This is a genomic window from Flavobacterium sp. DSP2-3-1 (assembly GCF_049896865.1).
GTDB lineage: Bacteria > Bacteroidota > Bacteroidia > Flavobacteriales > Flavobacteriaceae > Flavobacterium.
This window is the reverse complement of the sequence record NZ_JAFCVD010000004.1, coordinates 15,860-38,644: the sequence shown is the minus strand read 5'-3', so window position 1 is coordinate 38,644 and position 22,785 is coordinate 15,860. Positions and strand designations below refer to the sequence as shown.

Below are 22,785 nucleotides of genomic sequence, written 5' to 3'. Positions count from 1 at the left end.
AACTTATATATTCAGATTCTTTTCCGATAATATTTTTTGTACACTTTAATCATTTGAACAAAGGCTAAAACTACAAAAAACAACGGAATCACAACAGGAATTACATATTTAGAAAAGCTGGTTGTGTTTTGAGATAACGTGTTTAATAACAAAACCAAAGTCAGCATTCCCGCGAATGTGCCTATTAAAGTCCCTGCAATATAATACAGTTTGAGTTTATTTGCAATGGAAATATAATTCCCATTAATCAAATACAGATTCCAACCGGTCCAAAATGGCACTTGAAGAAAATTGATCCCACTCAAAAAAACACCGATTAGAAACGGAGAATACATTGCATATTTTTCAAATACACCTTGCTGTTCCGTTGTTTGATTAGCGCTGGCGTAAAAAGAATAGCCAATAATCAATAGAAAGAAAACGGCAAAAAAATCAATAAACTTCATTAATTTTTTATTGTTGACCAATTGCTTTGCAAAAATTAAAGTGAAATAAATCACAAACATTTCCACGCAAATAACGCCGAACAAAAAGAAAATCAAACTGTTCATTCCAAATTTTGAATAGATTTCAAAACCAATAACATTCAAATATCCCAACGGTATCGAACCAATAAAGCTCACTAAAAAACCAACAAAAATGTTCTTTAATGCTTTCATTATTTTAGAAATTTATAATTTTATTGCTTTGTTCCAAGTGCATTCTATATTCCTTCATCCCGTCTTTGTGCAGTAAATAGGGAACACCATTTTTATGATTTGCAACGCTGATTTCATACATATACGTGATGTGACGCGCGAGTTCTTTCCATGCAAAAAACAAAGAATGTTTTGGGTCATAAATATGCGTGGGCTCGCTTCCGGCACCATTTAACTCCACAATCGAGAAGTGTAATCCTTGTTCTAATTCTTCAACTGTATGGTACATCACATCCAATCTCCCAAAGTAGAAACCCGGAATCTGTAAGCACATTTCGTTGATGGTTTGTGTCAATTTCGGGGTTACCCAATGACTTCCGTCAATGAATTTTGCGCCTCTTGCATGATTTCCGTAAGGCACCAAGTTTAGTTTTTCTCCTTTTGGAAGAATATCAAGTAGTTTTTTACCGTATTCCTGTTTTAAAACCTTTAACTGCATTTCGTACCGCGGATTTTCTTTGATTAATTCTTCTACGGTAGAGAAACCGTTTCCGGTTATAATCAAAAATTCTTTAGAAACTATTCCTGTAATTTTGCCCACTTTTTCATGAGGATAACGCACATAGAAAATTCCAATTTCGTTCTCGTAAGGAATTAAATCCTGCACTACGTAATCAAAATTTGCTTTATTAGCATATTCTTTTAAATCTTGAATGGTATTGATTTTTTTGACCCCAGATCCTCGCAGCCCAATATCCGGTTTTGCAATCAAAGGATATTTAATTTGTGCTACTTCAATCACACTTAAAATTTTTTCCAGAGCAGTTCCCTCTTTTATCAATTCCGTTTTTGGATAATACTGTTGTGGAATCAAATCATAAATTTCTTTTTTGGACTCCATCATAAACCCGCCATTTTTTATGGTTGGATTTGAAGCGTTAAAGAAAAAAATAGATTTTGCCTTGATAGAATAATAGGACCAAAGAAAATAAATAGGAATGTAAACAATCTGGAAAGGCCAATATTCCCAATGCGTAATTTTATGAAAAAGTAGTTTGCTTCGCCTGTTCGTCATAACTCGGGTCAAATTAAGTTCTTTACACAGTGATAAATGAGGTCGAAAAATCCTGCTGTGCAATTAAATCGTAATGCAATACAGCTACTTTATTTTTTTCAATAACCGATTGCGTGATACTCAACGTTTTCATCTCGTCATTTCTATTGATAACCAAACCGTTTTCATCATTTCCTTCTTCGGTGTAACGATGAAAATTGTGTATTTTTGATTCGGAAATTTCAGAATTATCATCCATAAAAGCATGAAACCAATTGGCTCGTTTTTCACGAACCGATTGCGAATACAAAGTTGAGGAAGACCAAATATGATTGTGATGAACATCAAGAGGAGTTGTTTGCTTTTCTTCTCCGTTCCATCGCAATTGAAAAAGAGCATTGTTTTGAAACAAAACTAACGTAAAAGGTTCAATGTTTTCTAAGTCAATTTCGGTCCAGAAATCCTTTGGCGAAAAGCCGCTGATCAGGTCTAAAACAATCAAACCACGACTTTTTCGATACGGAAGTTCCACTTGATGCTTTTCATCAGCGCCATTTAACAACACTAAAATTGTTCCATCCTCATTTGCAACAAACCAAGTTCCTCCAGCCTTGGGATCCTTTGGAAAAATAAGATTTTTTCCGTTAACTATATAGTTATTTGGTGGTATTGCGCTCGGTCGTACCGTTTTTTCATCCCGATTAGAGGTAATGATAATTTTACCATTCGTTGCCACAAAACTTACTGTGCACATTGATTTCTATATTCTATTGTGGAGCGCGCAACGCCAAAATTAGGATCAATTGTCACTGTTTCACATTGCAAAATAGCCACTTTTATAAGCGCCTGATGATGAATGCAATGTTCCAGATTATACAATAATTCTCTAAAATAGTTGCTTTCAATTCGAATCTCCTCTCCGTCAATGATTTGTAACAGCTCGAGGTTTTTATTTTTTTTGTCTAAATTTTGTTGAATCGAAACAATATTTTCAATAGCAAAAGCGGTATCTGTTTGAATACGAGTGTTTCGTTCCCTTTTATCATAATTTACAAGACCTGAATCATATTGATTTTCTAAGCATTGAAACATCTCAAGAATATGTCTGGTATGCTCCCCAATAGTGGCATTACTCAATTCCGCACAAGAACTGGAATATTCTTTTTGAGACAATTGATTCAGCAAATCAATTAGTTCTCTTAAACTATTATTAATGGAAGGTATTAGCATATTTATATTTTAATTCAACAAATTCATTACATTATTTCTATCCTTAAAAACTAAAATAACACAACAAAGAAAGGTAATTAGTGCCAAAATAAAAAGTGAGCCACCATCATTTTTACTTCCTTTTTAAGTAGCAACAGAGGAACAAAAATTGCATTAACCGCATTTTCGTAACACACTGCAGCGCCAAACAACGGAGTTTTTCGATTTAAAATCAATATAGGCGCAATCGACTCCGCATTGCCTTTTAAATTTAATAGTGTCTAAAAAAAATTCTTTCCGTAAATATATTAAAAAAACAAAACCCTTTCCAACCGAAATTAGAAAGGATTTCTATAATTATTTTGTTTTATTTACGAAACTAATCCTCTTGAAATTACGATTCGTTGTATTTCAGAAGTTCCTTCATAAATTTGAGTAATTTTGGAGTCACGCATCATACGTTCCACATGATATTCTGCTACATAACCATTTCCACCGTGAATTTGAACAGCTTCATTGGCCACTTCTAAAGCAATTTCTGAGGAGTACAATTTTGCCATCGCTCCAGAATGCGCAATATCTTTACCTTCATCTTTTTCGCAAGCCGCTTTCATCACCAATAATTTTGCTGCAGTTACTTTGACGTACATATCAGCCAGTTTAAAAGCAATTGCCTGATGGTTAAAAATTTCTTTTCCAAAGGCTTTTCTCTCATGCGAATATTTCAATGCAATTTCATAAGCACCAGTTGCAATTCCTAACGCTTGTGATGCAATTCCTATTCTTCCGCCGTTTAAAACATTCATTGCAAAAGCAAATCCAAATCCGTCGGCACCAATTCTATTTTCTTTAGGAACTTTTACATCCGTAAACATTAAAGAATGCGTATCGCTTCCACGAATTCCCATTTTTTTCTCTTTTGGACCAATATCAAATCCAGCCCAACCTTTCTCAACGATAAAAGCATTAATTCCTTTGTGTCCTTTTTCAATATCCGTTTGGGCAATTACTAAATAAGTGGATGCAGTTGACCCATTAGTGATCCAGTTTTTAGTTCCATTCAACAAATAATGGTCTCCTTTGTCAATAGCTGTCGTTTTTTGAGAAGTCGCATCGCTTCCCGCTTCTGGCTCTGACAAACAAAAAGCACCAATCACTTCCCCTTTGGCAAGCGGCACTAAATATTTCATCTTTTGCTCTTCACTGCAATATTTTTCAAGACCAGCACAAACTAAAGAGTTATTTACTGACATGATTACAGCTGCCGAAGCATCAACTTTTGCAATTTCTGTCATTGCCAAAACATAAGAGATGCTGTCCAAACCAGATCCACCATATTTAGGATCTACCATCATTCCCATAAAACCTAGATCGGCCATCATTTTCACCTGCTCAGTTGGGAATTTTGAATGTTCATCACGTTCAATTACGCCTGGTAATAATTCTGCTACTGCAAAATCTTTAGCGGCTTGCTGAATCATTAAATGCTCTTCGGTTAGATTAAAATCCATATTTTAATTGTAAATTAATTGTTCTTAAATTTGTCATCAAAAGTAATTATTAAATATCAGATTTCAAACGATTTCGTAAATTTAGCCTATGTTTAAAGAAAACTATACGATAATAGGAGTCATGTCCGGAACATCGCTGGACGGAGTAGATTTGGCACACATTGTCTTTACTGTAAAAAATAATAAGTGGGAATTTGAAATCCAAGAATCTGAAACTATTTCTTATACAACCGATTGGTTAAACAAATTAAAAATAGCCGTCGATTTTAATAAAACTCAACTAAAGCAATTGAATCAAGACTATACGAAACTTTTAGGTACGATTATTTCAAGTTTTATTAAAAAATACGACATAAAAAATCTCGACGCCGTTTGTTCCCACGGACACACTATTTTACACCAACCACAAAACGGATTTACTTTACAAATTGGCAATTTACCTGAAATTGCTCGCTTAATTAACCAAACGGTAGTTTGTGATTTTCGGGTTCAGGATTTACAACTGGGCGGTCAAGGCGCGCCTTTGGTTCCTATTGGTGATCGAATTTTATTTCCTGAGTATGACTACTGCATGAATTTAGGTGGTTTTTCGAATATATCTTTTGAACAAAACAACAAAAGAATCGCCTTTGATATTTCACCTGTGAACACTGTTTTAAATTTTTATGCCAATCAATTGGGATTGGATTATGATGACAAAGGCAGTATTTCAAGAACCGGAATTTGTAACGAAGATTTATTAAATGGATTAAATGATTTGGATTATTACCAAAAAAAACATCCTAAATCATTGGGTTTCGAATTTGTAAAAGAAACTATTTTGCCCATTATCGAAAGCTATTCTATTCCAATAAAAGACAAATTATACACTTTCACGGAACACGTGGCTTTGCAAATTACTTTGGCTTTGCCAAATAAAAACGGCAGCCTTTTCATAACTGGCGGTGGCGCTTACAATGATTTTCTCATCGAGAGAATTCAGTACCATTTACCAGAAATGAAAATCATAATTCCTTCAGCTAAAATATTGGAATTCAAAGAAGCGTTGATTTTTGCATTACTCGGTGTTTTAAAATTACGCGGAGAAATCAATGTTTTGAATAGCGTTACAGGAGCAAAAAAAGATCACAGTTCTGGAACTATTTATTCTACTAAATAAAATTAAAAATAGATAATTCACATTATTCTATTTTTTATATTTGCCAAAATTAAACATATCGCAACAAATGAAAGATTTATTAAAGAAATTCGAAAATAAAGAACCTGAAATAGTTTTCCATTGGAAAGATACAGAAACGGAAGCTGAAGGATGGACAGTCATTAATTCGCTACGTGGTGGCGCTGCCGGTGGTGGTACTCGTATGAGAAAAGGGTTGGATATGAATGAAGTTTTGTCTTTGGCAAAAACCATGGAAGTGAAATTTTCGGTTTCTGGACCTGCAATTGGAGGCGCTAAATCTGGAATTAATTTTGATCCAAATGATCTAAGAAAAAAAGGCGTTTTACAACGCTGGTATAAAGCCGTCTCTCCTTTATTGAAAAGTTACTATGGAACTGGCGGTGATTTGAATGTAGATGAAATTCACGAAGTAATTCCTATGACGGAGGAATGTGGCGTTTGGCATCCCCAAGAAGGTGTTTTTAACGGACATTTCAAACCGACCGAAGCAGATAAAATCAACAGAATAGGGCAATTGCGTCAAGGTGTGGTGAAGGTGATTGAAAATCCAAAATTCTCACCTGATGTTTCCAAAAAATATACTGTTGCCGATATGATTACCGGTTATGGTGTTGCTGAAGCCGTTCGTAATTATTACAAGATTTATGGTGGAGATGTAAAGGGAAAGAAAGCAATCGTTCAAGGTTTTGGAAACGTAGGGTCAGCTGCCGCATTTTACTTAGCCGAGATGGGTGCTAAAGTAATTGGTATTATCGACAGAGATGGTGGATTAATAAATGAAGAAGGATTCTCTTTCGAAGAAATTAGAGCTTTATTTATAGCCAAAGACGGAAACAAACTGGTTGCCGAAAACATGATTCCGTTTGAAGAAATCAATCAAAAAATATGGACAATCGGTGCTGAAATATTCACTCCGTGTGCCGCTTCCCGATTGGTCACTCAATCACAAATTGACAGCTTAATTGCAAATGGTCTTGAAGTAATTTCATGTGGTGCGAATGTACCTTTTGCCGACGCAGCAATATTTTTCGGTCCAATTATGGAAGATGTAGATCATAAAGTAAGTTTAATTCCTGACTTTATTTCTAATTGTGGGATGGCGCGTGTTTTTGCCTATTTCATGGAAAAGAAAGTGCAAATGACGGATGAAGCTATTTTCCAAGACACATCAGAAATCATCAAAAAAGCAATCGAAAAAGCGCATGCTTTAAATCCAAGTAAAACTAATATTAGCGCCACTGCTTTTGAAATTGCACTAAAGCAGCTTACTTAAATTAAAATAGGATTCTTTAACCCGATGGGTGTAATTCAATTTGTTTAAATTTCTAACCATATAGAAACATAGATTTTCACATTATCAAAGGCGTTTCACTTTTTTAGTAAAAACCATAGCTAGGTGAAACCAAGAATTGGGCTATCTGACTTTTTTTTTCTATGTTTCTATGTAGTTCAATTTTTTTATTTAAAATTAATTTAAATTTTTATTAATATTACCCAACGGATTATTCTTTAATATTTATCGGAACTGGGATTAAGCAGATTTTATAGTCTATTTAATCCCTTTTCTTATTTTTAGTTTTAAGCGAAAGCGATCTTATTTATATTCTGGCAGTAGCTTTTTACTCTTAACAATTTTTAGTACTTTTCAACGTTTTTTAGTAATACACTTTTTAAAATTTAAAATACAAATGAGTTCCACCATTTCATCAGATCAAAAGAAATCCTTAGCAATATCCATTCTTTTGTATGCGACAATGTTGTTAATTTTATTTTTCATCCGATTTTGGCCTCCCGCAAACATGGATGAACTTGCCGGTGGCGGCGGTGGCGGTGGCGTTACGGTGAATTTTGGCGACAGCGATTTCGGTTCTGGAGCAGATTATAAGAGTGAAATTTTAGAAGTAAAAAACCAAACCAGACAAACGCCTGCAAAATCAACTCCGGACGAAGCTATTTTATCTCAAGAAAACAGCAGCGAGGAAAGTGTCGTGATTCCGACGAAAGAAAAGACTAAAAAACCAACAGTGGTCGTAAAAGAAGAAACAAAACCCGTGGTTGTAAAACCTAAAGTTTCTAACAATACCAATGATGCTTTATCCAGCATCATGAAAGGATCCAATAAAGGCGGTGATGGAGATGATAAAACAGCTGGAAACAAAGGAAAATCTAATGGAAGCTTAAGTTCTAACGGTTATTATGGAACAGGTGGTTCTGGTGGAGGAACAGGTGGAGGAAACGGCACTGGAACCGGAATAGGAACTGGAAGCGGCTATGGCTCCGGAAGCGGCGGCGGAACAGGGAGTGGTTCTGGCGGCGGAGTTGGATATTCGTTAGGAAACAGAAAAGCAGTTTCTAAACCCGCACCGAAATACACGTGTAATGAACAAGGAAAAGTTGTTGTTGAAGTTTCGGTAGATCGAACCGGAAGGACTGTGAATGCTGTTGCCGGTGTAAAAGGAACCACTAATACAGCAAAATGTTTACTAGACCAAGCCCGAATCGCCGCAATGAACACGAAATGGGACGCCAGCAACGATGCACCAGAAAAACAAGTGGGAAAGATTGTTTATAATTTCAATTTGAATTAAAACAATTAGGAGTAGTAGTTTTTTGTAAAAAGTAACTATTCTTGTCATCGCAAATAATCTGGCAGATCACGAATCTGCGTGAGGGATAGCAGCAAGTACCGAAGTACTGCGGATAGCCCGACCGCAATATGAAAAGGGGCTAATCAGCATAAAGTTGATTAGCCCCTTTTCCTATTGTGGTCACGCCCAAATAAAGAATTGCTTCGTAAAAACAAGCTATGCCTTACTTGGGACTGGTAGCAATCACAAACTTCAGATTGTTCTTCACTCCTATTTGCAGTACATCGACTAAGTCTTGTACTTGCAAATTAAATGGAATGCGAACAATAACCGTTTGATCCTTCTCTGTATTCATTTTAGACATCAGCGTAGTTTCTAGTTCTTCAAATGAAACAGGCTGTTTGTCGATGTAGAATTTTTTATCCTCAGTAACGGATAAGCTAATGTATTGCTTGTTTGTCTTCTCGTTGGATTGTGCTTTTGGCAACGTCATCTTGATAACATTAGGATTAGCCAAGGTTGATATAATCAAGAAAAACAACAACAGAAAAAACATAATATCACTTAATGAAGAAGTCGCGACCTCGGCATGAAATCTTCTTTTACGTTTTATAGACATGTTACGATCTTTGAATAATATTTACAAACTCTAATATTTGTTTTTGAATTTTTAAAGCAAAATTATCAATCTTGCCGTTTAATAAATGATACCCGCTGTAGGCGATAATTCCAACAATTAATCCAGCACCACTACTGATCATTTTTTCATACAATCCTCCGGAAATATTACCGATACTAATATTTTCAGTTACCGAAATGCTGTAAAATATTTTTATAACTCCTGAGATTGTTCCAATAAACCCTAACGTGGGCGCAATTCCGGCAATAAGTCCCAGATGGCCTAGATGCTTTTCCATTTCTCCAATTTCGATATCGGCAGCACGATCCATATTGGATTCAATTTCGATAATAGGTCTGCCAATAACCAAAATTCCTTCCTTGATAATATTGCCTGAGGCACTACTATTTCGTTCTGCAATAGATCGAGCCAAATCAAGATTTCCGGAATTTAAATTATCGCGTACATCACGCATCAAAAGAGTATCAATTTTAGATGCTTTACTGACATACAAATAGCGTTCAATGATCAAATAAAAAGTGTAAAATAATAAAATCCCAATTGGGATCAACCACACACCGCCTTTCAAAAGAAATCCTAAAGTAGATATTTCGGTATTTGGAGCAATTTTTTCGATAACTACGTTTGAAGCAGCGTTGGTAATGGTGTCAGCCTGTAATTGTATAAAACTAAACATATAATATTATTGTATTTCAATCATTAATTCTAAAAATTATTTCAATTTTGCACTAAAGATACTTTTCGATGTACTATTAAACTAAAAAAATCGAAAAATATTTTAAACAACCCTATTTTATTACAAAAATGAATTATCAGGAAACCACAAATTGGATGTTTAATCAGCTCCCGATGTACCAGCTTCAGGGCGCTTCGGCCTACAAAAAAGATTTAACCAACACGCATTTACTCTTAGCACACCTTGAAAATCCACAGGAGAAAATTAAGTGTATTCATGTTGCGGGAACTAATGGAAAAGGCTCGACCTCACACATGTTGGCATCCATACTTCAAGAAGCGGGTTATAAAGTTGGGTTATACACTTCCCCACATCTAAAAGATTTTCGAGAACGCATTAAAATTAACGGAAAAGATATTTCTGAAGAATTCGTTACTAATTTCATCAATAAACACAAAAGTTTTTTTGAATCCAATGACATGAGTTTTTTTGAAATGACCGTTGGATTGGCTTTTGATTATTTTTATAAAGAAAAAATAGACATCGCCGTTATTGAAGTAGGAATGGGCGGAAGACTGGATGCAACCAATGTCATTACCCCTCTCGTTTCAATAATAACAAATATAGGGTTGGATCACATCCAGTTTTTGGGCAACACACTTGATGCCATCGCATTTGAAAAAGCGGGCATTATAAAACCTAATATTCCAGTAGTAATTGGCGAATACACACCTGAGACCAAACCAGTTTTTCTGGATAAAGCTACAGAATGCAACTCGAAAATATATTTTGCTTCTGATTTAATTTTAGAAACCTATCCTTCTGATTTAATTGGTGATTATCAGATCTTCAATAAGAAAACAGTTTTGCAGACTATTGCTGTTTTAAATGCCCAAAAGGAATTTATAATTACTTCAGAAAACATAAAATCCGGATTATTACAAGTTGTAAGAAACACAGAACTTCAAGGGAGATGGCAACAGATAAATGAATTTCCAAAAGTTATTTGCGATACCGCACACAACAAAAACGGATTAGAAATTGTTTTAAAACAAATACAAAAAGAAGAATTTGATGATCTACATATCGTTTTAGGAGTAGTAAACGACAAAGATTTAGATGAAATTCTACCTTTATTCCCAAAAAAAGCCAAGTATTATTTTTGCAAACCCAATATTCCTCGCGGACTAAATGCGGTAATTCTAAAACAAAAAGCAGCAGCTTTTGAATTAACAGGAGAAGTATACAATTCTGTTTCAGAAGCTTATAACAAAGCAATTGAAAAGGCTGGGAAATCTGATTTTATATACATTGGCGGAAGCACCTTTGTAGTTGCAGAAATTTTATAATTTTTTTTGGTTTTTACTTGCAATTCTAGAAAAGTGGCGTATATTTGCACACGCAATAACGAAAACGAAAGTAACTAACATTGCATTAGGGCGATTAGCTCAGCTGGTTCAGAGCACCTCGTTTACACCGAGGGGGTCGGGGGTTCGAACCCCTCATCGCCCACAAAAAACTCCATTAGAAATAATGGAGTTTTTTTTGTCTAATATTGTCCCATCCTAAAATAGGACTAAGTTTAAAAGTTGCGGGTTGTGCAAAAAGATTAGATAACCTCAACAAGAAAAAAATAGCGATATACAAAAAACTCCATTAGAAATAATGGAGTTTTTTTATATTTTTTTTTAAATTACCAACCTTGGGTCAATCCGTTCTTAACTACTTCTTCGTATTTTTTTTTATCGAAATTATATAAATTTGGCGCTTTATGAGCTACATTACTTTTCTTCTCATCCAGCTTTGTTAAAATCCCGATTGCCGTTATCTTACGTAGAAAATTTCTACGGTCGAGTTTTCTTCCTAAAATGGTTTCATATAATTTTTGTAATTCCGGAATCGTAAATTTTTCGGGGAGTAAATTATATCCTACCGGCATTAAATTTAACTCCATACGAAGGGTTTTCAATGCTGTATCCAGAATTTGTCTGTGATCTAAAATCAATTCTGGCACCGCATTATGATCAATCCACTCTACAATTTCGTTATTATCTAAAGGCTGCGGAATTGTTTGCAAAAAATCGACTAAGGCATAATAACCAACCGTTACAAAACGGCTAGCATACCATTTCCCTTCGTCTAAAGGTATTCCGTAAAATTCCAGTACTGAATTACTGGTAACAATATTGGTCCGTCTGGCCGCGCCAAATGTCGAAAACTGCCTCAGAAAAATTCCTTTCAATCCAGTTCTACAATTTAAAACAGTTACTGCAGCCTGATCAATATCTTCATTTATAGGCACAAACCCCCCGGGCAAAGCCCATTTATCACTATACTTTGTTTTTATTAACAACACTTTGAGCTGATTGTCATGAAATCCAAAAATCACACAATCTATCGACAAACCCGGTTGGTATAATTCCTTATTATCTAAAATATTTTTTAACATCTGCTTATTTTCTAGTCATTAAAATATAATTTTTAGTCTCACGATTTAATTCACTTTTCTTAAGAAAGTTAAGGAACATTTGATTTTAAAAACGCATCATTCATTATTTTTACCTTAAGATAAAAATATTGGACAAAGAAACAAATCCATTCGATTAAAAAACATATTTATAGTGAATTACAGCTAAAAAAATCATTTAATTAATTATTGGACTAGGACTGGAATCACAATCGCATTCCCACGCAGATTATAAAATAATTCATGATTGTTTTCCAACAATTTTATTAGTTGCCGCTTCTTAGAATACTAATACGGCACAAAAAATGGATAAACCTTTCGGAATTAAATTTACAGCCACTGATGTTCTAATAGTATAGTATTCAATTTAGGTATGAAGTGCGCCCTAATTGGAGGAAGAAACTGGCACTATTTTTCTGAAGTTCTAGTTTTGCGAGAAGAAATTGCTAATGGTTTTATTAATGGAGTTGAAAGTTTTACAAGAGCCACAAAAAACCTAGAAATGGAATATGAGAAAAAAGTATCTTACTTTTTTCAAGCTATATTAGCTGACATGCCTCTGAACTAATTTATTGTCTTATTCGTCGGAAAATCTACCGAAGAAACCATTAATGGAATATTAAAAGCTAATCTCCATGATTAAAGATTTTTCTTAATTCTTATTTATCAATATTGAAAAAGAATTTGATTGACGGTCTTTGATAAAGCACAACCAAATTAAATCCCATCTAACAAATCTATTTTTCCAATTTAAATACCATAACTACAGCTCCGGTTGGAAATACATGTAAAGTCAATATTTTTTTCTAAATTATTTGACAGTAACTACTCAATAAACTCCAAGGTTCGCTCTAATGCCATTCCTCGTGAACCTTTTATTAAAATTGTAGAATTACTTAATTTCGTTTCTGAAAAATCATTTGAAAAACTTTCAAAAGTATCATAGAACCAAAAATTATCTTTCTCTATTGTATTTTTGTAAAATGCTAAGCCAATAAAGTAACATTTTACATTTTCATCGTTTGACAACATCGCAACAATTGCTTCATGCTCTTGTATACTTTCCTCTCCAAGCTCAAACATGTCTCCCAAAATCATTATCTTATCAGAATTCTCTAATTGTAGAAAATTCTCAATTGCTACTTTCATACTACTTGGATTTGCATTGTAAGCATCCAGTATAATCTGATTTGAGCCTTTTTGCACCAATTGTGATCTATTATTTTCAGGAATATAATTTTCCAAGGCCGATTTTATTTCACTATCAGCAACTCCAAAATATTTTCCTATAGTTACCGCTGCGTTAATGTTATTTGCATTATACAACCCTATTAAATGGGATCGTATTGTAAGCCCGGAATAACCTATCTCAACAAACGGATTCGCTTTAACTGATAAAATATTAACATCCACATTCGCTTTATTTATACCAAAAGAATACGTTTTTAACGCAATTGACTTTTCAACTTGAATTGGGTCTTCCAAATTAATGAAAGCACTCTTATCATGGGCCGAAAGGTATTGATACATTTCACTTTTCCCTTCAATCACCCCTTCAATACCACCAAAACCCTCTAAATGAGCTTTGCCAAAATTAGTAATGTAACCGTAATCCGGTTTTGCTAATTCACAAAGGAATTCAATTTCTTTTTTGTGATTCGCTCCCATTTCAACTATTCCAATTTCAGTTTCTGAAGTGAAAGAAAGCAATGTCAACGGAACTCCAATATGGTTATTGAGGTTCCCAATGGTCGCTTTCGTTTTATACTTTTTAGAAAGCACGGCATTGATAAGCTCTTTAGTAGTCGTTTTTCCATTACTTCCCGTAAGAGCAATTATAGGCAATTTTAGATAATCACGATGAAATTTTGCTAATTCCTGTAGTGCAACCAAACTGTCTTCAACTAAAATTGTTCTGTGATCAATGCGATACGATTCGTCATCAATTATAACATAAGAAGCACCTTTTTTTAATGCTTCTTTTGTAAATGTATTAGCATCAAACCGATCTCCTTTTATAGCAACAAATAATGAGTTTGGCTCAATTTTACGTGTATCGATCGAAACTGAACTACATTTTAAAAACAAATTATGAATGTACTTGATATCCATTTATAATGATTTTAAAAAAATAAAAGCCCTAATCAAAGGGCTTTTATTTTTATTATATATTAATAATTTAATTTCTTGGTGATCTTTTCTTATCTGCTTTTGGTCCTACTCTTGACATAGCACATCTAAAACCAATATAATCTGTAGCCATATCTTGCGGAAAATACCTTCTTTGTGCAGGATCTAACCAATACGCTCTATCTCTCCAAGAACCACCTTTATACACTCGAGATTCATCATTTATCAATGTAGTTCTTTTGCTAGATCTGTCGTACTTTCTAACCATTTTACCTAAACTGTCTGTTGTAACATTGTGTTTAGGAGAATTGTACATTGTTTTCTCTGATTTTGTTTTATCATCGTCAGATTCAGCATCTCCAAAATTATAATATCTGGTAGATTGTTTGTCACCATCTCTATAATTTACGTTGTCGCTTTTATCAAAATTCTGTCTTAAATACGTTTCTTGTTCATCAACTGGAACTTGAGCAATCTGACCTGGAAAGTTTCTGGCAACAATTCTACCATTACTTAACGTATCGTACTTCATGTTGTCTTTGGTAACAATCTCCACTTTTCCATCAGAACCAATTTTGTTCTTAGTGTATTGATTTCCTCTAAAATAGTTAAAATCATTGGCTTCATTATCAACAATAGGTCTGTAAACATCTTGTACCCATTCTGCTACGTTTCCTGCCATGTCATACAATCCAAAATCATTAGCCGGATATTTTTTAACTTCATTTGTTATATCAGCACCATCATCAGACCAGCCCGCGATTCCACCATAATCACCATTACCTTGTTTGAAATTGGCCAATTGATCTCCTTGACTTTGTCTTTTTCCTGAACGGGTGTATCCACCTGACCAAGGATATTTTTTCTGTCCTTTATAGATGTTATATTCTCTTTGACCTACATCTGCAGCAGCTGCGTACTCCCATTCTGCTTCAGTTGGCAATCTATACTCGGGCAAAAGAATTCCTGAAGAACGTTGTGCATATACATTTTTTGCTTCAGCAACAGTTCCGTTTTTTCCAGCTTTAGGAGTTTTCTTCGCTCCTTTTCCTCCTTTTAATACGATCTCTTCATTTCCTCCATAAGCTGAAGTAGGTGAATTTAAGTAGGTTTCAGTATCAAAATTACTCTCAGCAGTTACATCAAGCGTTTTTGCATTCTTTTTTAAGTATCCGTTTTTTTCTAAAAGCGCTTCATTTACACGTTGCGTTCTCCAATTACTAAATTCTACCGCTTGAATCCAATTAACTCCAACAACCGGATATTCAGCATAAGACGGGTGTCTCAAGTAGTTATTGGTCATCGTTTCATTATAACCCAATCTATTTCTCCAAACTAAAGTATCTGGTGAAGCACCTTCATATATATTTTTGTAATTTTCCTCTGTTGGCGGATAAACACTTTTCAACCAATCTAAATAATCTAAATACATTGAATTGGTCACCTCAGTTTCATCCATATAGAATGACTGAACGTGTTGCTGTGTTGGTGTATTATTCCAATCATGCATAACATCATCCTGCACTTTACCCATTGTAAACGTTCCACCTTCAACAAAAACCAAACCTGGTCCTGCTTCTTGCTTTTTCTTGCTTGAGCCTTTTTTACTGTCCATGTTCCAACCCGTCGCTCTTGAAGTGTTCTTTGAGCTGGATTTTTTACTGCAACTGGAGAAACCCGCAATCAAAATGATTGATAGTAACACCTGTAAGCCCATAATTCTGTTTGCTTTCATACTCTTTAGTGGGTAATAATTTTAGTGCCGCAATATAATAATTAACAATTAATCAGCATCTAACTTTTTTAATAAATTTATAAATCTAACTTTAACATTAAATTATCTATCCTAACGCAAATTTATAATATTTATTATTTACAATTACACGAAATGATTTATTTTTACTGATTAGTAATAACGCGCTATTAATCACGTTAAAAAAACAATGAGAAAAATACTTTTGGCTATTTTAGCCCTAATTCCGATAGTTTCTTTGGCTCAAATTAAAGGTGATGTTACCCTTGAATGGATTGAAAAAAAAGAAATGTCTTATGGTGATTTTAAGGTTATTATTCCTCAATTTATAGGAAACAGTTTTCATTATGATGCTTCCAACAAAACGCTTGTTTTCACTTTAAACGTAAAACAGTCCGTAACTTTTGACGAAGCAAAGGTGCAGATTACAAATGTCATTTATGAGCCAATGACTTTTTCTCAGCTTGGCGACTTATCTTCCGAAAACATTTTAAAAACAACAAATGCAAGTCTGCAAGTTTCTAATTCAAGAGATTTTAAAGAAGCATTTATTACCCTTTCACCTATAATTAAGGACGATTTTGGATTCAAACGAATTAAATCCTTTTCGTATGAAATCGAAAACAACACCTCCAGAATCCCCCAATCCAGCAAAACCGCTAACACCATTTCTAATTCAGTATTGGCAACCGGTAATTGGTTTCAATTTTATGTCGAAAAATCAGGAGTTTACAAACTCTCCAAAAGCTTTTTACAACAACTGGGACTAGATGTTAGTGCTGTTGACCCAAGGAAAATAAAAATATATGGTAATGGAGGTCGAATGCTGCCACTTTCTAATAACATTTTTTACCCAAAGGATTTGATCGAAAATGCTATTCAAATTAACGGTGAAAGTGACGGAGTTTTCAATAATGAAGATTACATCCTTTTTTATGGCGAAGGAGTTGACAATTGGAATCAGGAAAGCAGAACGCACTTAAATTTGTATGATAAAAAATCTTATTACTACATAACTGTACAAGGCTCCGATGGAAAAAGAATCGCACCTTTGACACAACCTACCGGAAACAGCACTCTGACCTTAACTTCTTTTGACGATTATCAGTTCCATGAAGAGGATCTTGTAAATATCGCCCGTTTGGGTCGTCAATGGTTTGGCGAATCATTTGAGGTAAAGAATGAGCAGGAATTTGATTTTGTTTTTCCAAATTTCGATTCCTCAGCCCCTGTAAAAATCATGCTGACAGCCGCCGCAGCCGCTTTTACGCTAACCTCTTTTAATGTTACCGCAAATGGAAATGCGGCTGGCATCATTTCATTTCCAGCGTTAAAAAGCAATTCAGGAACCGAATTTATCGTTGGGTTTTTACCGAATAACAGCAATTTCAGTGGAGCGGAAAACATCAAAATAAAATTAAAATACAATAACAATGGCGTTCCAGGCTCCAAAGGTTTCTTGGACAATATTAGGCTTATCGCCAAAAGAAAACTTTTAGGCTACGGAAAACAATTTCATTTTCAATACGATCAATCTGTTTCAAATCTTGGAATTGTAAATTATGAGGTTTCAAATGCAACGGGAATTTCTCAAATTTGGGATGTTACAGACATTTATAGCATCAAAAATGTGGTGAATTCTAATGCGAACACCGTTAGTTTTAAAGCAGATCTTGGTGAACTGAGAAAATACATCGCATTAGATCCAGCGGATTATTATACACCACTAAAAGACAGCAAAGCAAAAATTGCGAATCAAAACCTGAAAGGCACACTTTTTAAAAACAGCCAAGGTCAGTTTCAAGATATTGATTACGTAATTATTTCCCCCTCTTTTTTAACCTCACAAGCGGAGAAATTAGCCAGCTTTCATCGTACGTATTCTAATTTAAGCGTAAAAGTAATTCCATTAGAATTGATCTATCAAGAGTTTTCTTCCGGAAAACAAGACGTTGCCGCCATAAGAAACTGTATTAAGTACATTTATGAAAATGCTTCAACACCGGAAAAAAGAGTACGATTTATCAACCTATTTGGCGATGCCTCCTACGATTTCAAAAACCGGATCATAAACAATACGAACGTTGTACCTATATACCATTCCTTAAACAGTAACACTAACGGCGAATCCTCTTTTGCCTCCGATGATTTTTTTGGATTAATGGATCCATCGGAAGGAAATATAGTTTCTTATTTTGGCGGAATCGATATTGCGGTAGGAAGAATGCTGGTAAATGACACCAAACAGGCTGATGAGATGGTCAATAAAGTAATTGAATACCATGATTTAAAATCTTACGGCAGCTGGAGAAACAACTTTGTCCTCGTTTCTGATGACTCCGATATTCCTTCAGATGCCAGTTTGCAAAGCAGACAAAATAGTCTTGCAAACACCATTGCTTCTCAAAAAGAGTTCTTGAATGTGAATAAAATTTTTTTAGATGCTTACGCTCAAGAAGCCTCTGCAGGAGGTTCCAGATACCCGAAAGCTCGAACTGATTTTTTTAATGCTTTCGAAAAAGGTGCTCTGGTATTTAATTATTTGGGACATGGTGGTGAAGACGGCTTATCTGCAGAACGAATTTGGGAAAAATTAGATGGACAAAACTTGAGTAATCAATTCAAATATCCTTTGTTTATAACCATTACGTGTGAGTTCTCGCGTTTTGACAATCCGTTTAGACCTACAGCTGGCGAATACACCTATTGGAACCCAAAAGGAGGAGCAATTGCAATGATTACCACAATACGCTCCATTGGTCAGTTTAGCGCAGAAAACTTCAATGATGCTTTGACCAAAAATCTATTGTCGTATGGTTCAAACCAATACACATCAATCGCAGAAGCGTTGAGAATTTCCAAAAACAGCAATCCAAATTCAGCGACCAATGTTGTTTTTTACATTGGTGACCCAGCCATAATGCTTGCGGTAGCCAAACCAAAAATCAGATTGACGAAGGTAAATGACGTTCCCGTTAACCAAACTATCGACGACTTCAAATCATTGGCAAAAATCAAATTGACAGGAGAAGTTACTGATGAAAATAATAATCCATTGACCAATTATAATGGCGAAGTTTCCACTACTATTTTTGACAAAACAGTTTCCAGAGCTACCTATAATAATGATGGAAACAGTCCAGTGATTAACTTTAATGTTTTAGGAGAAACGATATTCAGGGGAAACGCATCAGTTACTAATGGCCAATTTGAATTTAGTTTTGTTGTGCCAAGAGATATCAGAGTACCATTGGCAAACGGAAGAATTAGTTTTTATGCTAAAAAAAATCAGCTGTTTCAAAATGAAACTGGTTTCGACTCCAGCATTAAAATAGGCGGAATAAACGAAAACGCTACAGCAGACAATATTAGTCCAAGAGTTAAGTTATATATGAACGATGAAACTTTTGTTTCCGGAGGCATAACAAATGAATCTCCCTTTCTGGTTGCACATCTCGAAGATGAAAACGGCATCAATACAGCCAGTGGAATAGGTCATGATATTGTTGCCGTTTTAGATGGAGATGTGAGCAATCCTTTTGTGATAAATGATTATTATCAAACAAATCTGGATGATTTTACAAGTGGAACACTCCGGTTTCCATTGCGAAATTTAGCTCCTGGATTACACACGATAACATTCAAAGCATGGGATGTGTACAACAACCCCATAACTGCGGAAATACAATTTATTGTAGTGGGTGATGAAACGATAACATTGTCACATGTTCTAAATTATCCCAATCCTTTCGTTAGTTACACTGAGTTTTGGTTTACCCACAATAGACCATATGAGCCATTAGAAGTTCAGATTCAAGTAATGACAATAACAGGGAAAATAGTTTGGACAAAAAATCAAATCATCACAACGGAAGGCTTTTTATCCAAAGAAATAACTTGGAACGGTAAAGATGATTTTGGCGACCGAATAGGAAAAGGAGTTTATGTGTACAAACTCACTGTAAAATCCAGCTTGACCAACAAGAAATCTGAAAAATTTGAAAAACTTGTAATACTTTAATATTATACTATATTTGTTCAATAAATATTGCATTAAAATGAGAAAAATAATACCGCTTTTTATCCTTTTATTTATAATTCCTTCTGCTAACGCGCAAGACAGAGTAATAAATCCGGGGGTTCCTTTTTTACTAGTCACAGCTGATGCAAGAGCAGCAGGTATGGCTGATATTGGGGTTGCAACTTCTGCAGATGCTTTTTCTCAACAATGGAATCCGGCAAAATATGCGTTTGCAACTGATGCACAAGGATTCTCGATCAGCTATACACCTTACCTTACTGATTTAGTGAATGACATTTCATTAGGACAATTAACCTATTATCAAAAATTAAATGACCGAAGTGCTTTTGCAGGAAGCCTGCGTTACTTTGGTTTAGGTGAAATTGAATTACGCGAAACTGGCGATCCAAACGAAACTCCAAGATTAGTTTCTCCAAATGAATTCGCCATCGATGGTTCTTATTCCTTAAAATTGAGCGAGAAATTTTCTATGGCTATCGCGGGGCGCTTTATAAATTCAAATTTAAAAGTAGCTTCTGATAATAACGACGCCTCATCAGCAAGTACATTTGCGGTTGATGTTGCTGGTTTTTACCAGTCGGAAGAAATAGCGTATAACGAATTTAACGGAAGATGGAGAGCGGGGTTTAACATTCAAAATTTAGGTCCAAAGATTAGTTATGACAATGATGATTTTAACAATAACTTCATCCCTGCTAATTTAAAAATAGGAACTGGTTTCGATTTTATTTTAGATGACTATAATAAGGTTGCCTTAAATGTTGAATTTAATAAATTATTAGTTCCAACACCACAAGATCCAGATTTAAACGGAGACGGAACCGTAACATCCGAAGAGCGCAATCAAAACAATGATGATTACCGATCTATCGGCTGGACATCAGGCGTTTTCAAATCATTTGGTGATGCTCCTGATGGATTTGGTGAAGAAGCAAAAGAAGTTACTTATGCTGTAGGAGCAGAATATTTGTACCAAGATTCCTTTGCGATGCGTTTGGGTTACTTTCACGAAAGTCCTGTGAAAGGTGCTCGACAATTTTTCTCCCTTGGGGCAGGTTTCAAATACAACGTAGTCAAAGTAGATGTTTCTTATTTATTTTCAGCGTCTAAAGTAAAAAATCCATTAGAAAATACCCTTCGTTTTTCACTAACATTCAATTTTGGCGAAAAGTATGACGAATATTAAATTTGAATTAAATCATAATTAACAATCCAAATTTCAATCCGAGGCTTCGAGATGAAATTTGGATTTTTTTTCCTTAAAAAGCATGAAAGAAATAACAATTACAACACAATTTAAAGTATTTGATTCCACCACTGATTTACCAAATGATGTTCAGGATTTGATGGAACAAGCCGTGGCAGTAAGAAAAAATGCGTATTCACCTTATTCAAAATTCAGAGTTGGTGTTGCATTGGTTTTAGACAACGGTAAAATTGTAATAGGCTCCAACCAAGAAAATGCAGCATATCCTTCCGGACTTTGTGCAGAACGTGTCGCCATATTTTATGCCGGCGCCAAGTATCCTGATGCTAAGGTTTTAAAAATGGCAATTACCGCTGCTTCGGATACAAACCAAACTACAGCTCCAATACCACCTTGCGGTTCTTGCAGACAATCAATCGCAGAATATGAAATACGACAAGAGACCCCAATAGAAATCTATTTTATGGGAGAAATAGGTGCAATTTACAAATCAGAATCGCTGAAAAATTTACTCCCATTTATGTTCGATAAAAAATTCTTGTAAAAATTCCAAAAATTGCCTATTAAATTTTAGTTCTTACTTGGAATGTCTTATTTTTGCATTTCGCAAATTTGTGGGAGGAAACTATTTTGCGTTATAGTACAAATTGATAATACAATAACACTTTAGCAAAAGAAAAATTCAGATGAAAGAAGTTACAAAAGAAGTATATTTAAAGTGGTATGAAGATATGCTGCTTTGGAGAAAGTTTGAGGACAAACTTGCAGCATTATACATCCAACAAAAAGTTAGAGGTTTTCTACATTTATACAATGGTCAAGAGGCAGTATTAGCGGGTGCATTGCACGCTATGGACTTGACAAAAGACAAAATGATTACTGCTTACAGAAATCACGTTCAGCCAATAGGAATGGGAGTTGATCCTAGACGCGTAATGGCAGAACTTTTAGGAAAAGTTACCGGAACTTCAAAAGGGATGGGTGGTTCCATGCATATCTTTTCAAAAGAGCACCGTTTTTATGGTGGTCACGGAATTGTAGGAGGTCAAATTCCTGTAGGTGCAGGATTAGCTTTTGCCGATAAATATTTTGAAACTGGCGGTGTTACTATGACTTATTTTGGTGATGGAGCAGCACGTCAAGGATCTTTACATGAGGCTTTCAACATGGCTATGTTGTGGAAACTTCCAGTTGTTTTTATTGTTGAAAATAACGGGTATGCAATGGGAACTTCTGTAGAAAGAACAGCCAATCATACTGATATCTGGAAATTAGGTTTAGGATACGAAATGCCTTGCGGACCTGTGGATGGAATGAACCCTGTAAAAGTTGCTGAAGCAATGACTGAAGCAATTGACAGAGCACGTCGTGGAGACGGACCAACTTTCCTTGAAATGAAAACATACCGCTATAGAGGTCACTCTATGTCGGATGCACAGTTATACCGTTCGAAAGAAGAAGTAGAAGAATACAAAAAAATAGATCCGATTACTCAAGTTTTAGATGTAATTAAAGATCAAAAGTACGCTACAGAAGAGGAAATCGAAGTTATCGATCAAAGGGTAAAAGCTTTAGTAGAAGAATGTGTGAAATTTGCTGAAGAATCTGAATACCCACCGATTCAACAACTTTACGATGTAGTATACGAACAAGAGAACTATCCATTTTTACCTCATAAACTATAAATCAA

Annotated in this window: 19 protein-coding genes and 1 tRNA gene; 10 read left to right on the top strand and 10 right to left on the bottom strand. The window is 34.9% G+C overall.

The window, feature by feature from the left end; genetic code table 11:
- Positions 1 to 11: 11 nt before the first annotated feature.
- The 5 genes from ACP7AT_RS05715 to ACP7AT_RS05695 all read right to left on the bottom strand — a co-directional run bounded on the left by ACP7AT_RS05715 (position 12) and on the right by ACP7AT_RS05695 (position 4,412).
- Entirely contained in the window at positions 12 to 659 is a 648-nt protein-coding gene (locus ACP7AT_RS05715) for a hypothetical protein (protein WP_426063390.1), read from the bottom strand.
- Between the two features lie 4 nt (positions 660 to 663).
- Positions 664 to 1,713, bottom strand: a complete 1,050-nt coding sequence (locus tag ACP7AT_RS05710; protein ID WP_426063389.1) for a D-alanine--D-alanine ligase — start codon at positions 1,711 to 1,713, stop codon at positions 664 to 666.
- A gap of 22 nt (positions 1,714 to 1,735) precedes the next feature.
- A complete protein-coding gene (locus tag ACP7AT_RS05705) occupies positions 1,736 to 2,446 on the bottom strand; it encodes an NRDE family protein (RefSeq protein ID WP_426063388.1) in 711 nt (236 codons plus the stop codon).
- The gene (locus ACP7AT_RS05700) at positions 2,434 to 2,922 is read right to left on the bottom strand and encodes a DinB family protein (protein WP_426063387.1); all 489 of its coding nucleotides are present in this window, start codon (positions 2,920 to 2,922) and stop codon (positions 2,434 to 2,436) included. Before ACP7AT_RS05700 ends, ACP7AT_RS05705 begins: the two co-directional genes overlap by 13 nt.
- Positions 2,923 to 3,272: 350 nt before the next feature.
- The gene (locus tag ACP7AT_RS05695; RefSeq protein WP_426063386.1) at positions 3,273 to 4,412 is read right to left on the bottom strand and encodes an acyl-CoA dehydrogenase family protein; all 1,140 of its coding nucleotides are present in this window, start codon (positions 4,410 to 4,412) and stop codon (positions 3,273 to 3,275) included.
- Between the two features lie 88 nt (positions 4,413 to 4,500).
- Here ACP7AT_RS05695 and ACP7AT_RS05690 point away from each other — a divergent pair, with 88 nt between their 5' ends.
- The 3 genes from ACP7AT_RS05690 to ACP7AT_RS05680 all read left to right on the top strand — a co-directional run bounded on the left by ACP7AT_RS05690 (position 4,501) and on the right by ACP7AT_RS05680 (position 8,180).
- On the top strand, positions 4,501 to 5,571 hold the full coding sequence (locus tag ACP7AT_RS05690) for an anhydro-N-acetylmuramic acid kinase (protein ID WP_426063385.1): 1,071 nt from the start codon (positions 4,501 to 4,503) through the stop codon (positions 5,569 to 5,571).
- Between the two features lie 67 nt (positions 5,572 to 5,638).
- The gene (locus ACP7AT_RS05685; protein WP_426063384.1) at positions 5,639 to 6,865 is read left to right on the top strand and encodes a Glu/Leu/Phe/Val dehydrogenase dimerization domain-containing protein; all 1,227 of its coding nucleotides are present in this window, start codon (positions 5,639 to 5,641) and stop codon (positions 6,863 to 6,865) included.
- 415 nt (positions 6,866 to 7,280) lie between these two features.
- Entirely contained in the window at positions 7,281 to 8,180 is a 900-nt protein-coding gene (locus ACP7AT_RS05680; protein WP_426063383.1) for an energy transducer TonB, read from the top strand.
- Between the two features lie 223 nt (positions 8,181 to 8,403).
- Here ACP7AT_RS05680 and ACP7AT_RS05675 read toward each other — a convergent pair whose 3' ends face one another.
- Positions 8,404 to 8,799 carry an ExbD/TolR family protein gene (locus tag ACP7AT_RS05675; protein WP_426063382.1) on the bottom strand — a complete coding sequence of 132 codons (396 nt, stop codon included), beginning with the start codon at positions 8,797 to 8,799 and terminating at the stop codon, positions 8,404 to 8,406.
- A gap of 1 nt (position 8,800) precedes the next feature.
- A complete protein-coding gene (locus ACP7AT_RS05670) occupies positions 8,801 to 9,496 on the bottom strand; it encodes a MotA/TolQ/ExbB proton channel family protein (RefSeq protein WP_426063381.1) in 696 nt (231 codons plus the stop codon).
- Positions 9,497 to 9,624: 128 nt separating this feature from the next.
- On the opposite strand from ACP7AT_RS05670, the gene ACP7AT_RS05665 reads away from it, so the two are divergent.
- Both ACP7AT_RS05665 and ACP7AT_RS05660 read left to right on the top strand, forming a co-directional pair.
- Positions 9,625 to 10,845: a bifunctional folylpolyglutamate synthase/dihydrofolate synthase gene (locus ACP7AT_RS05665; protein ID WP_426063380.1), complete on the top strand. Its 1,221-nt coding sequence runs from the start codon at positions 9,625 to 9,627 to the stop codon at positions 10,843 to 10,845.
- A gap of 88 nt (positions 10,846 to 10,933) precedes the next feature.
- Positions 10,934 to 11,008 (top strand) — tRNA-Val (locus ACP7AT_RS05660).
- A gap of 181 nt (positions 11,009 to 11,189) precedes the next feature.
- On the opposite strand, the gene ACP7AT_RS05655 is transcribed toward ACP7AT_RS05660, so the two are convergent.
- Positions 11,190 to 11,945, bottom strand: a complete 756-nt coding sequence (locus tag ACP7AT_RS05655) for an NUDIX hydrolase (protein ID WP_426063379.1) — start codon at positions 11,943 to 11,945, stop codon at positions 11,190 to 11,192.
- Between the two features lie 391 nt (positions 11,946 to 12,336).
- On the opposite strand from ACP7AT_RS05655, the gene ACP7AT_RS05650 reads away from it, so the two are divergent.
- Positions 12,337 to 12,531, top strand: a complete 195-nt coding sequence (locus ACP7AT_RS05650) for a hypothetical protein (protein ID WP_426063378.1) — start codon at positions 12,337 to 12,339, stop codon at positions 12,529 to 12,531.
- Between the two features lie 257 nt (positions 12,532 to 12,788).
- Here the strand turns inward: ACP7AT_RS05650 and ACP7AT_RS05645 are convergent, their stop codons facing one another.
- Together ACP7AT_RS05645 and gldJ are read right to left on the bottom strand one after the other, a co-directional pair.
- Positions 12,789 to 14,075 carry a UDP-N-acetylmuramoyl-tripeptide--D-alanyl-D-alanine ligase gene (locus tag ACP7AT_RS05645; RefSeq protein WP_426063377.1) on the bottom strand — a complete coding sequence of 429 codons (1,287 nt, stop codon included), beginning with the start codon at positions 14,073 to 14,075 and terminating at the stop codon, positions 12,789 to 12,791.
- A gap of 67 nt (positions 14,076 to 14,142) precedes the next feature.
- On the bottom strand, positions 14,143 to 15,828 hold the full coding sequence (gldJ, locus tag ACP7AT_RS05640; protein ID WP_426063376.1) for a gliding motility lipoprotein GldJ: 1,686 nt from the start codon (positions 15,826 to 15,828) through the stop codon (positions 14,143 to 14,145).
- 208 nt (positions 15,829 to 16,036) lie between these two features.
- Between gldJ and porU the strand changes: the two genes are divergently transcribed.
- The 4 genes from porU (at position 16,037) to pdhA (ending at position 22,780) form a co-directional block, all read left to right on the top strand.
- Positions 16,037 to 19,867 carry a type IX secretion system sortase PorU gene (gene porU / locus ACP7AT_RS05635; protein ID WP_426063375.1) on the top strand — a complete coding sequence of 1,277 codons (3,831 nt, stop codon included), beginning with the start codon at positions 16,037 to 16,039 and terminating at the stop codon, positions 19,865 to 19,867.
- A gap of 37 nt (positions 19,868 to 19,904) precedes the next feature.
- Positions 19,905 to 21,074 (top strand): type IX secretion system outer membrane channel protein PorV, encoded by a 1,170-nt coding sequence (porV, locus tag ACP7AT_RS05630; RefSeq protein ID WP_426063374.1) that lies wholly within the window; start codon positions 19,905 to 19,907, stop codon positions 21,072 to 21,074.
- An 82-nt stretch (positions 21,075 to 21,156) separates the two neighbouring features.
- On the top strand, positions 21,157 to 21,639 hold the full coding sequence (gene cdd / locus ACP7AT_RS05625; protein ID WP_426063373.1) for a cytidine deaminase: 483 nt from the start codon (positions 21,157 to 21,159) through the stop codon (positions 21,637 to 21,639).
- A gap of 142 nt (positions 21,640 to 21,781) precedes the next feature.
- The gene (gene pdhA, locus ACP7AT_RS05620; RefSeq protein ID WP_426063372.1) at positions 21,782 to 22,780 is read left to right on the top strand and encodes a pyruvate dehydrogenase (acetyl-transferring) E1 component subunit alpha; all 999 of its coding nucleotides are present in this window, start codon (positions 21,782 to 21,784) and stop codon (positions 22,778 to 22,780) included.
- The last annotated feature ends 5 nt before the right edge of the window (positions 22,781 to 22,785 follow it).

Coding starts and splice junctions, on each gene's coding strand:
- ACP7AT_RS05715 (WP_426063390.1), bottom strand. CDS start 659: ATGAAAGCATTAAAGAACATTTTTGTTGGTTTTTTAGTGAGCTTTATT.
- ACP7AT_RS05710 (WP_426063389.1), bottom strand. CDS start 1,713: ATGACGAACAGGCGAAGCAAACTACTTTTTCATAAAATTACGCATTGG.
- ACP7AT_RS05705 (WP_426063388.1), bottom strand. CDS start 2,446: ATGTGCACAGTAAGTTTTGTGGCAACGAATGGTAAAATTATCATTACC.
- ACP7AT_RS05700 (WP_426063387.1), bottom strand. CDS start 2,922: ATGCTAATACCTTCCATTAATAATAGTTTAAGAGAACTAATTGATTTG.
- ACP7AT_RS05695 (WP_426063386.1), bottom strand. CDS start 4,412: ATGGATTTTAATCTAACCGAAGAGCATTTAATGATTCAGCAAGCCGCT.
- ACP7AT_RS05690 (WP_426063385.1), top strand. CDS start 4,501: ATGTTTAAAGAAAACTATACGATAATAGGAGTCATGTCCGGAACATCG.
- ACP7AT_RS05685 (WP_426063384.1), top strand. CDS start 5,639: ATGAAAGATTTATTAAAGAAATTCGAAAATAAAGAACCTGAAATAGTT.
- ACP7AT_RS05680 (WP_426063383.1), top strand. CDS start 7,281: ATGAGTTCCACCATTTCATCAGATCAAAAGAAATCCTTAGCAATATCC.
- ACP7AT_RS05675 (WP_426063382.1), bottom strand. CDS start 8,799: ATGTCTATAAAACGTAAAAGAAGATTTCATGCCGAGGTCGCGACTTCT.
- ACP7AT_RS05670 (WP_426063381.1), bottom strand. CDS start 9,496: ATGTTTAGTTTTATACAATTACAGGCTGACACCATTACCAACGCTGCT.
- ACP7AT_RS05665 (WP_426063380.1), top strand. CDS start 9,625: ATGAATTATCAGGAAACCACAAATTGGATGTTTAATCAGCTCCCGATG.
- ACP7AT_RS05655 (WP_426063379.1), bottom strand. CDS start 11,945: ATGTTAAAAAATATTTTAGATAATAAGGAATTATACCAACCGGGTTTG.
- ACP7AT_RS05650 (WP_426063378.1), top strand. CDS start 12,337: ATGAAGTGCGCCCTAATTGGAGGAAGAAACTGGCACTATTTTTCTGAA.
- ACP7AT_RS05645 (WP_426063377.1), bottom strand. CDS start 14,075: ATGGATATCAAGTACATTCATAATTTGTTTTTAAAATGTAGTTCAGTT.
- gldJ (WP_426063376.1), bottom strand. CDS start 15,828: ATGAAAGCAAACAGAATTATGGGCTTACAGGTGTTACTATCAATCATT.
- porU (WP_426063375.1), top strand. CDS start 16,037: ATGAGAAAAATACTTTTGGCTATTTTAGCCCTAATTCCGATAGTTTCT.
- porV (WP_426063374.1), top strand. CDS start 19,905: ATGAGAAAAATAATACCGCTTTTTATCCTTTTATTTATAATTCCTTCT.
- cdd (WP_426063373.1), top strand. CDS start 21,157: ATGAAAGAAATAACAATTACAACACAATTTAAAGTATTTGATTCCACC.
- pdhA (WP_426063372.1), top strand. CDS start 21,782: ATGAAAGAAGTTACAAAAGAAGTATATTTAAAGTGGTATGAAGATATG.